The following is a 6,947-nucleotide window of genomic DNA, read 5'->3' on the forward strand; positions in this document are numbered from 1 at the left end:
CGATTTCGTCCTTGGCGATCCGGCCGAAGCGGATCCAGTGCTCGATCCGCTTCTCGATCCACGTCAGTTGAACGTGGGTCATGTTGCCTGGCTGCGGGGCGCCATGTCGCTGATGTGCTGGCGCGACGGTCATTGCCGGCTCCGCGCGAAGGGTGAATTGGCGCGCGGCAGGAGATCGTTCTGGCCCGGCTCGCTGGTCGAATGCTTGGTGCCGAGATCGGCCCAAGCCTGAAGGTCGTCGACCGAATAGACCACCCGCCCGCCGATGCGGCGATAGACAGGCCCGGTCCCGAAATAGCGGTGTTTCTCCAGCGTCCGCCCAGATAGCCCCAGGAAGCGGGCGGCTTCGGGAGTCCGGAGATAGCGGGGCGGCAGATTATGCGTCGTATCAGGCAAGGTCGGGCTCCTGCGGTCGGGGGTGGCAGGAGGCGAAAATGACGAAGCGCACCCGGAGAGGTGGAGTATGAAGATTTGTGATCGCGGGGATGTGACCACCCCTTTCGGAGGGCCGCGAAAGCCAGTTCAGCGGATGCGCAGCAGCTTGCGATAATCGCCATTCATCAACGCTGTGGCGTCGCGGACGAGCCGGATTGCGAACGACCGCCCGGCCGATGTCTTCCATTCGGTCGCTGGCAGTTCGGCATCATCTTCACGGCCCATAGCGGCGGCGATCTGACGATAGCTCGCCCCTGACAGGCGCAGATCGAGCGCCTCAAGCATCATGGCGAGGCGTGCTTGCCGATAGGCACTGAGCGGCCATCCGCGTGCCGATGGCCCCGATTGCTTACCAAACAATCGGCGATGGAAGCGCAGCAGGCTCGTCACCCGCGTCGTGAAATCCTTGTCGAGTGGGATGATCGCCGCCAGCGGCTGACCGGGCGTCGGATCGCGCAGCCAAAGCGAATGTTCGCCGTCCGGGTCAGCCACCACGACGTGCCGACCCTCGATCCCCGCATGATCGGCCAGCAGCGCGCCCAGCTTGAGCGGATCGACGGCTCGGGCGGTGCCGAACCCATCCGGCGCGGCGTCAAGAATGACGGTGACGGCGGTCAGCTCGGGCCGCCAGATCACTGTATCGGCAAGCTCACCCGGCGCATAGGCGAAAGGACAACCCCCAGCGCCGCGCGAATGCGGCTTCAGCGGCTTCGCGCGCGGTCGATCCGCGCGCGATCCGATTCTCCATTTGCGCATGTTCGGCGCGGAAGTTGCAGTTACGCTTCAGAAATTCGGCGGCGAGTTCGGCGCGACCAAGCGTGTCGGCCGCCTTCTCGCTGCCACTGGTACGCTTGTTCGACGACCTGGGCATGACAGTCTCCCGGCCGCGACCGTCGCGGCCCGCGGACCAGAGCGTGGCAATGCCGTTGCATATCGAAAAGCGTCAAAGCCGCATGCTGCCATGCACGCGATGCGCCGAGCTTTCTCCATAATGGACTGAAACGTTAATGCTTTAGCTCGTCTTCACGCGCCAGCAGATGGGCGTAGCCGACCTCGGTCATCCACCGCGCCCGGGCCAGATGAGAGGCATGCATCCGCTCGGCGCGTTCGGGTTCGCGGCTTGGATCGAAGCCGAAGATGATGGCCACTACCTCTCGCCAGTCGGCACCGTCGGCGTCCGCGTCGAGCAATCGGAGATAGTCGGTAAGGTGCGCCTCGTCATAAGGCGTGAGCACCGGTATGTCCGGTGCAAGGTCATCGAAACGGCAGTTCATGGCAGCGAATCCCCCCTCTTGCCGTTAGCTGCAATAACGGAACTACCGCCGGAAAATACTTGCAAGTCGCGCATAGTTGAACGCACCTTTTGCAGCGTCGCAGCTCAAGTTGGGCCAATACACCTTATAGATTGTGGTCTTCGTTCCTCGCTTTCCCTCAATGGGAGGCTCCCTTGGCGAGGAGAGTCGAAATGCCCCTGTTTGTCGGACTGGATGTGTCGTTGCAGGAGACCAGCGTTTGCGTGATCGATGGGTCGGGTGCCATCATCCGCGAGACCAAAGTCATGAGCGAACCCGAACCGCTGATCGCTGCGCTCAAGCCGTTTGGCGCGGATATCGAGCGCATCGGTTTGGAGGCGGGACCGATGGCTCAACACCTGTATTCCGAGCTGGCCGAAGCCAACCTCAACGTAATTTGCGTCGAAGCGCGACACATGGCTCAAGCCCTGCGTGCACAGACCCTCAACAAAACCGATCGTAACGATGCGCGCGGCTTGGCCCAGATGATGCGCGTCGGGCTGTTCAAGCCGGTGCACATCAAGACCGAGCGGAGCCAGCGGGTCAACGTGCTTCTCAGGACCAGAAAGTTGCTCAAGTCGAAGCTGCTCGATGTCGAAGCCGATCTGCGCGGCGTGCTCAAGAATTTCGGATTGAAGCTCGGCAAGGTGACCCCGAGAACGTTCGAGGGTCGTGTCCGAGAGTTGGCAAGCTTCGATCCGTTTATCGCCGAGATCGTCGAACCCGTTCTGGCCGCAAGGCGAGCGATGCGGGAGCAATACGATAAGCTGCATGCGATGCTGCTTAAGGTCGCCAAGGACGATCCGGTTTGTCGGCGACTGATGACGATGCCGGGCGTGGGCGCCGTCGTGGCGACGACGTATCGTGTCGTGATCGATGTGCCGAACAGGTTCGCCAAATCGCGGACCGTCGGCGCGCATGTCGGTTTGACACCCAAACGCTACCAGTCCGGCGAGGTCGACTGGTCGGGTCGGATCTCGAAGGCGGGCGACTCGCTTGTCAGAGCATCGCTGTTCGAGGCGGCCCAGGTTCTCATGACGCGTGTTGCCCGTCCGACGGCCTTGCGATCTTGGGCGTTGCGGCTGGCGAAGCGTCGCGGCCGGAAACGCGCGCTCGTCGCGCTGGCACGCAAGATGGCGGTCGTTCTGCACCGGATGTGGGCTGACGGCACCGACTTCCGATGGGAGAGCCAGACCGCCTAAGATAGGACGAATCAACGAGTTCCGCGCGAGCGGATCGGTGTCCCGCGAGGGACGGTGGGACGGCGAAGACGAGTTATCTCCTGGCCAACACGCAAGCGACAAGGCCGACTTATAGATCGGTCTCGCCGGCCCCTCCGACCCCAGCTTGCGGCGACCTCGCGTCGACCGCGAAGAGAAGCATGAACCCGAGCGGGATGCTGTTTTGACGGCAGGCACCACGGACACGGTCTCCCTACATCCAGTTTGTAGAGAATACTCCGTGGTTGAATGCTCTGCAATGGGTGCCTTTCGTATCCATGGAGATACGAGAGGTTTTAGCCGTCAACTTGCGCCGCGCTCGCCAGGTCGCTGGCCTGTCGCAGGAGGAACTCGCGCACCGTGCGGAAATCGACCGCACCTACATTAGCGCGTTGGAACGTTGCGTTTATTCCGCTGGCATCGATGTTGTCGATCGTCTGGCACGCGAACTGGGCCTGGAAGCTTCAGACTTGCTTCGCCGACCGGACAAAGACGGGAAATAACTCAAGTCAAGATTGGTTATTGACGAAGAGAGAAGAGATAAACCTCATCAGGTGTATCGTCCAGCGTGCCGTGCATGGACATGCGCCGCCTCGTGGGACTGAACTTCGCGCGTTTGCGGCGCGACAAGGGGCTGACGCAAGAGCAGTATGCCGAGCTGTCAGGATTTACCCAGCAATATGTCAGTGATCTGGAGCGCGGGCGTCGCAACCCCACGGTGGTGACCCTGTTTCATCTGGCCTCGCCGCTCGGGGTTGAACCGTCCGACCTTGTCGCGAAGATCGAAGACGACGGCTCTGATCCGGCCTGAATGCCGTAGCGCAAAATGCAAAGAACCCCGCCCGGCGGTCCGGGCGGGGCGTCTGCTGGCTCAGCCGTCGTTGCGGCGACCGTTCGGGCGCGACCAAATGAGGCTGAAGCTTTCGCCGCCCTCGTCGTCGAAGAGGTTGGCGTAGATCGGCGCGTTGAAGCTGGGATCGTCGAGCTTGACTGCGAGATAGTCGCGGCCTTCGTTCGAGGTCTTGCTCCAGGCGGCACCGATTTCGGCGCGGTTGACCAGAACCCGGTGCGAAGGCGCGTTGTCGTTGGTGCGGTTGTCCTGCGGGATGATGCGGACGCCCTTGGCCTGAACCGAGAGGGTGACGATTTCGCCGGTGTATTCGCCCGAAGCCGTCTTCTTGAAGGTGCCGATGGTTGCCATGATGAAGTTCCTTTCCTTGGATCGAACCGCCCGATTGCGGTCTCGATGGGTGATCCAAAGGCCGGGACGGACACCGCCGCACCGCTTGCGGCCGCAGCGCCAGCGGAGGACGGAGGGCGAAGAGTTTCTTGTCTCGCGAGGAATGACCGTCCGCTCGGGGTCCCCACGCGGCCTGCCGCGCGGGGTGAGCAGGTCAGGGGAAGAAAGTCGGAAGCCCGCTGTTGCGGTTAGGTGGCCGAGGCGAAGCCGGTTCCGGACAGATCAGACCCCAACGAGGCCGTAATCGGGCAGGTTGGAGCGAGAAACACGCACACTGGTAATCTGCAGTGGCGTGACAGGATGGCTTGGCAGCACTCGGCGGGCTCTAAGATCGACCGGGAGACAGCGACGGGACGCATTCGTTAAACTGGCCACCAGCATCCGCGATCTTCGCCTACGCGAGGCTTTGAACGACCAATTTAGCGCGGGAGCGGACGCTCGAGCGTGAACTCACGCCGCGTAGCGCCCGTCCTTCAGCCGCCTTGCCATGCCAATGCCGGCGAGCGCGTCCAGCACCGGGCGGACGGTGGCGGCGCGTTTGCCTTTGAAGGCTCGGGCGACATCTTGCGGCGCAAGGGGCGTGGCGGCGGCGGTGAGGATGGATTGGACAGCGCTGACCTGTTCGGGGAGCGAGCCCGGCCAAGGGATGACGTCGTCGGGCAGCGCGGCCGCGGTTTCGCCGAGGTCGAGCGTCTGGGTGACGGGTGCCTTGTAGTCCGGTGCCTGATATTCGGGACGCAGCCAGCGGATCAGGCCTCGGGCTTCTTCGGTGGCGCGTTCCTTGTTGAGGGCGACGAGGCGCGTGAGGATTTCCTCATCGGCGAGTTTGGCGGGCCAGCCATAGGCTTCGGCGACCAGCGCATCGATGGCGTCGTGGTGTTGACGGATCAGGGTGACGAGCCCGCGATCATGCATATCGCGCTCGGCGTCGGTCAGCGGACGGCCCTCCCGCAAGGCTTCGAGCACGTTGTAAAGCTTGGTGAGGGTCATATCCTCATGGCTTTCAAGCACCCGCTTGCGCAGAGCGTCGAGCGCCTCAGCCTCGGCACGGATCTTGTCCTTGAGTGGCTCGGGAACGTCAGCGGGGAAGGGGAAGGGGTCGAAGCATTCGCCTTTCAAATAGCGTGGGTCGTCGCCCACACCCAGTCGCCCACCATTCGCGAGTGCCCAAACGAGATGGATACGGCTGCTGAGAATGCCGAGAATGTAGCGGTCGTCCAATGCGATGCACACACACGTGCTATCAGCACGCGTCGACACTGGTTCGACGACAAACACCCGATGCTTGGCAGTGAGGGGAGTTACGATCTGGCTCGCCAGTCCTTTGAGGGCGGGCCGAAATGTGTTCCTTGCTTCGCCATAAACCCACCACTTCTCGCGAACGGATTTTCTAGAATTTACGTCGCGCTCTGGTTTCACGGAGTTCACAAGGTGCTGATAAATCGTGGGAGAGGCTCTCCTTAAGTCAGCCTCGCTCACGACTTCACAGACGTCGATGACACGCCGGTGAAGGCGCGTTTGAACGATTTCCCGAGCGCCGAGCAGGGAGAAAACAAAAGATTGCCGCTCTACGTCACTGAGTTCCGAGATTACTTCGTCGCCAACTACGAAGCCTTTCCCTGTCAGCTGAAAGCCGACAGACGAGACGTCAGCGTTAGCTCGAAGTGGCTTTGCTTCTTGAAGGTCAACTTCCGTTCTGAGGCTGGAACTGATGAGCCCATGAGTTTCGGCGAACTCAACTTCGAAGGCCCCGTCAGCTATGGGCCGTTCGATCAAGACCTCGAGTTTCCGTCCAGTTTGCTTGCCCGATGCAGCGACCGTGAACGCAACCCTTACGTCAGCACCGTCCGCTTCATCGATCCACGGGTGATTGGGGATGGCAAAAACGATTGAAACTCGACGTTTATCAGCCATGTGACTGGCCATGACCGCCCGAGAAAACGATTGGGTGATGCTTTTGGTGGTGATGAAGCCCAAGCGAACTGCTGAGGCGGTCGCCGTAGCGATTGCCGCCTTGTGCCACCAGAACATCACGAAGTCGGCGTTTTCGGGGACGATGTCGTACACCTGCCGAACTGCTTCGATATAGCCGACCGGATTGGTAGCTCGGACCGTCCTGGCTCCGTGAAAGGGCGGGTTTCCGACGATGAAATCCGCCTTAGGCCATTTCGCCGCGCGCGGCTTCACATAGCGGTAGACTTGGACGCGCGCGCTTTCATCGGGCACCTTCTTGCCGGTGACGGGGTGCTCTTTCATCGTCTCGCCGTCCCAGCGGGTGATGGGCTCTCCAGCCTCGTCCAACTCGGCAACCTTCTCGTCCCACTCGATCAGGGCGTCGCGGTTCTCGATGGTCTTGACGTCGCGCAGGATCGGCTCGGGCGGGGTGCGATCCGCGCCGTTCACCCGGAAATGCCATTGCAGGTAGCCGATCCACAGCACCAGCTGCGCAATTGCGGCGGCGCGCGGGTTGATCTCGATGCCGAGGAAATTCTCGGGCGTGATGGTGTGGCCGGTGAGCTCGGCGACATACTGGTCGTCGCCCAGCTCGACCAGCAGATCGAGCACCTCGCCCTCCAGCTCCTTCATGCGCGCCATGGCGACATAGAGGAAGTTGCCGGTGCCGCAGGCGGGATCGAGCACCCTAGTCTGGGCAAGCCGGGAATGGAACGCCTCGACAAAGGCCTTGGCCTCGTCCGCCTTGCCCTCTGCTGCGCGACAATCAGGATGAGAACCGCGCGACAATCTAGTTGAGAATGGCGG

At 61.9% G+C, this 6,947-nt stretch carries 10 protein-coding genes; 3 read left to right on the plus strand and 7 right to left on the minus strand.

Features of this window, described 5'->3' with window-relative positions; all coding sequences use genetic code 11:
* The 5 genes from DM995_RS22815 to DM995_RS17760 all read right to left on the minus strand — a co-directional run.
* Positions 1 to 133, minus strand: a 133-nt coding sequence (locus DM995_RS22815) for a DUF2840 domain-containing protein (protein ID WP_116970572.1), incomplete at its 3' end; no start/stop codon positions are given.
* Complete coding sequence (locus DM995_RS17745; protein WP_023838477.1) at positions 130 to 396, minus strand: helix-turn-helix transcriptional regulator; 267 nt, start codon at positions 394 to 396, stop codon at positions 130 to 132. The genes DM995_RS17745 and DM995_RS22815, both read right to left, overlap by 4 nt.
* 126 nt (positions 397 to 522) lie before the next feature.
* Positions 523 to 1,071, minus strand: coding sequence for a DUF2285 domain-containing protein (locus DM995_RS17750; protein ID WP_232824525.1), 549 nt, complete (start codon positions 1,069 to 1,071; stop codon positions 523 to 525).
* Between the two features lie 13 nt (positions 1,072 to 1,084).
* Complete coding sequence (locus tag DM995_RS17755) at positions 1,085 to 1,306, minus strand: transcriptional regulator domain-containing protein (RefSeq protein WP_116970565.1); 222 nt, start codon at positions 1,304 to 1,306, stop codon at positions 1,085 to 1,087.
* A 133-nt stretch (positions 1,307 to 1,439) separates the two neighbouring features.
* Positions 1,440 to 1,709, minus strand: a complete 270-nt coding sequence (locus tag DM995_RS17760; RefSeq protein ID WP_116970566.1) for a DNA -binding domain-containing protein — start codon at positions 1,707 to 1,709, stop codon at positions 1,440 to 1,442.
* A gap of 191 nt (positions 1,710 to 1,900) precedes the next feature.
* Here DM995_RS17760 and DM995_RS17765 point away from each other — a divergent pair, with 191 nt between their 5' ends.
* The 3 genes from DM995_RS17765 to DM995_RS17775 all read left to right on the plus strand — a co-directional run bounded on the left by DM995_RS17765 (position 1,901) and on the right by DM995_RS17775 (position 3,758).
* Positions 1,901 to 2,929, plus strand: coding sequence for an IS110 family RNA-guided transposase (locus DM995_RS17765; protein ID WP_116970567.1), 1,029 nt, complete (start codon positions 1,901 to 1,903; stop codon positions 2,927 to 2,929).
* A gap of 263 nt (positions 2,930 to 3,192) precedes the next feature.
* Positions 3,193 to 3,450, plus strand: coding sequence for a helix-turn-helix domain-containing protein (locus DM995_RS17770; protein ID WP_232824526.1), 258 nt, complete (start codon positions 3,193 to 3,195; stop codon positions 3,448 to 3,450).
* 74 nt (positions 3,451 to 3,524) lie between these two features.
* Positions 3,525 to 3,758 carry a helix-turn-helix domain-containing protein gene (locus tag DM995_RS17775; protein ID WP_116970569.1) on the plus strand — a complete coding sequence of 78 codons (234 nt, stop codon included), beginning with the start codon at positions 3,525 to 3,527 and terminating at the stop codon, positions 3,756 to 3,758.
* Positions 3,759 to 3,818: 60 nt separating this feature from the next.
* Here DM995_RS17775 and DM995_RS17780 read toward each other — a convergent pair whose 3' ends face one another.
* Both DM995_RS17780 and DM995_RS17785 read right to left on the minus strand, forming a co-directional pair.
* On the minus strand, positions 3,819 to 4,148 hold the full coding sequence (locus tag DM995_RS17780; protein WP_116970570.1) for a DUF736 domain-containing protein: 330 nt from the start codon (positions 4,146 to 4,148) through the stop codon (positions 3,819 to 3,821).
* Between the two features lie 489 nt (positions 4,149 to 4,637).
* Positions 4,638 to 6,947 (minus strand): class I SAM-dependent DNA methyltransferase (locus tag DM995_RS17785; protein ID WP_198669461.1); only part of this gene is annotated, 2,310 nt, incomplete at its 5' end.

Source organism: Blastomonas sp. UPD001, from assembly GCF_003426715.1.
Classification (GTDB): Bacteria; Pseudomonadota; Alphaproteobacteria; order Sphingomonadales; family Sphingomonadaceae; genus Blastomonas.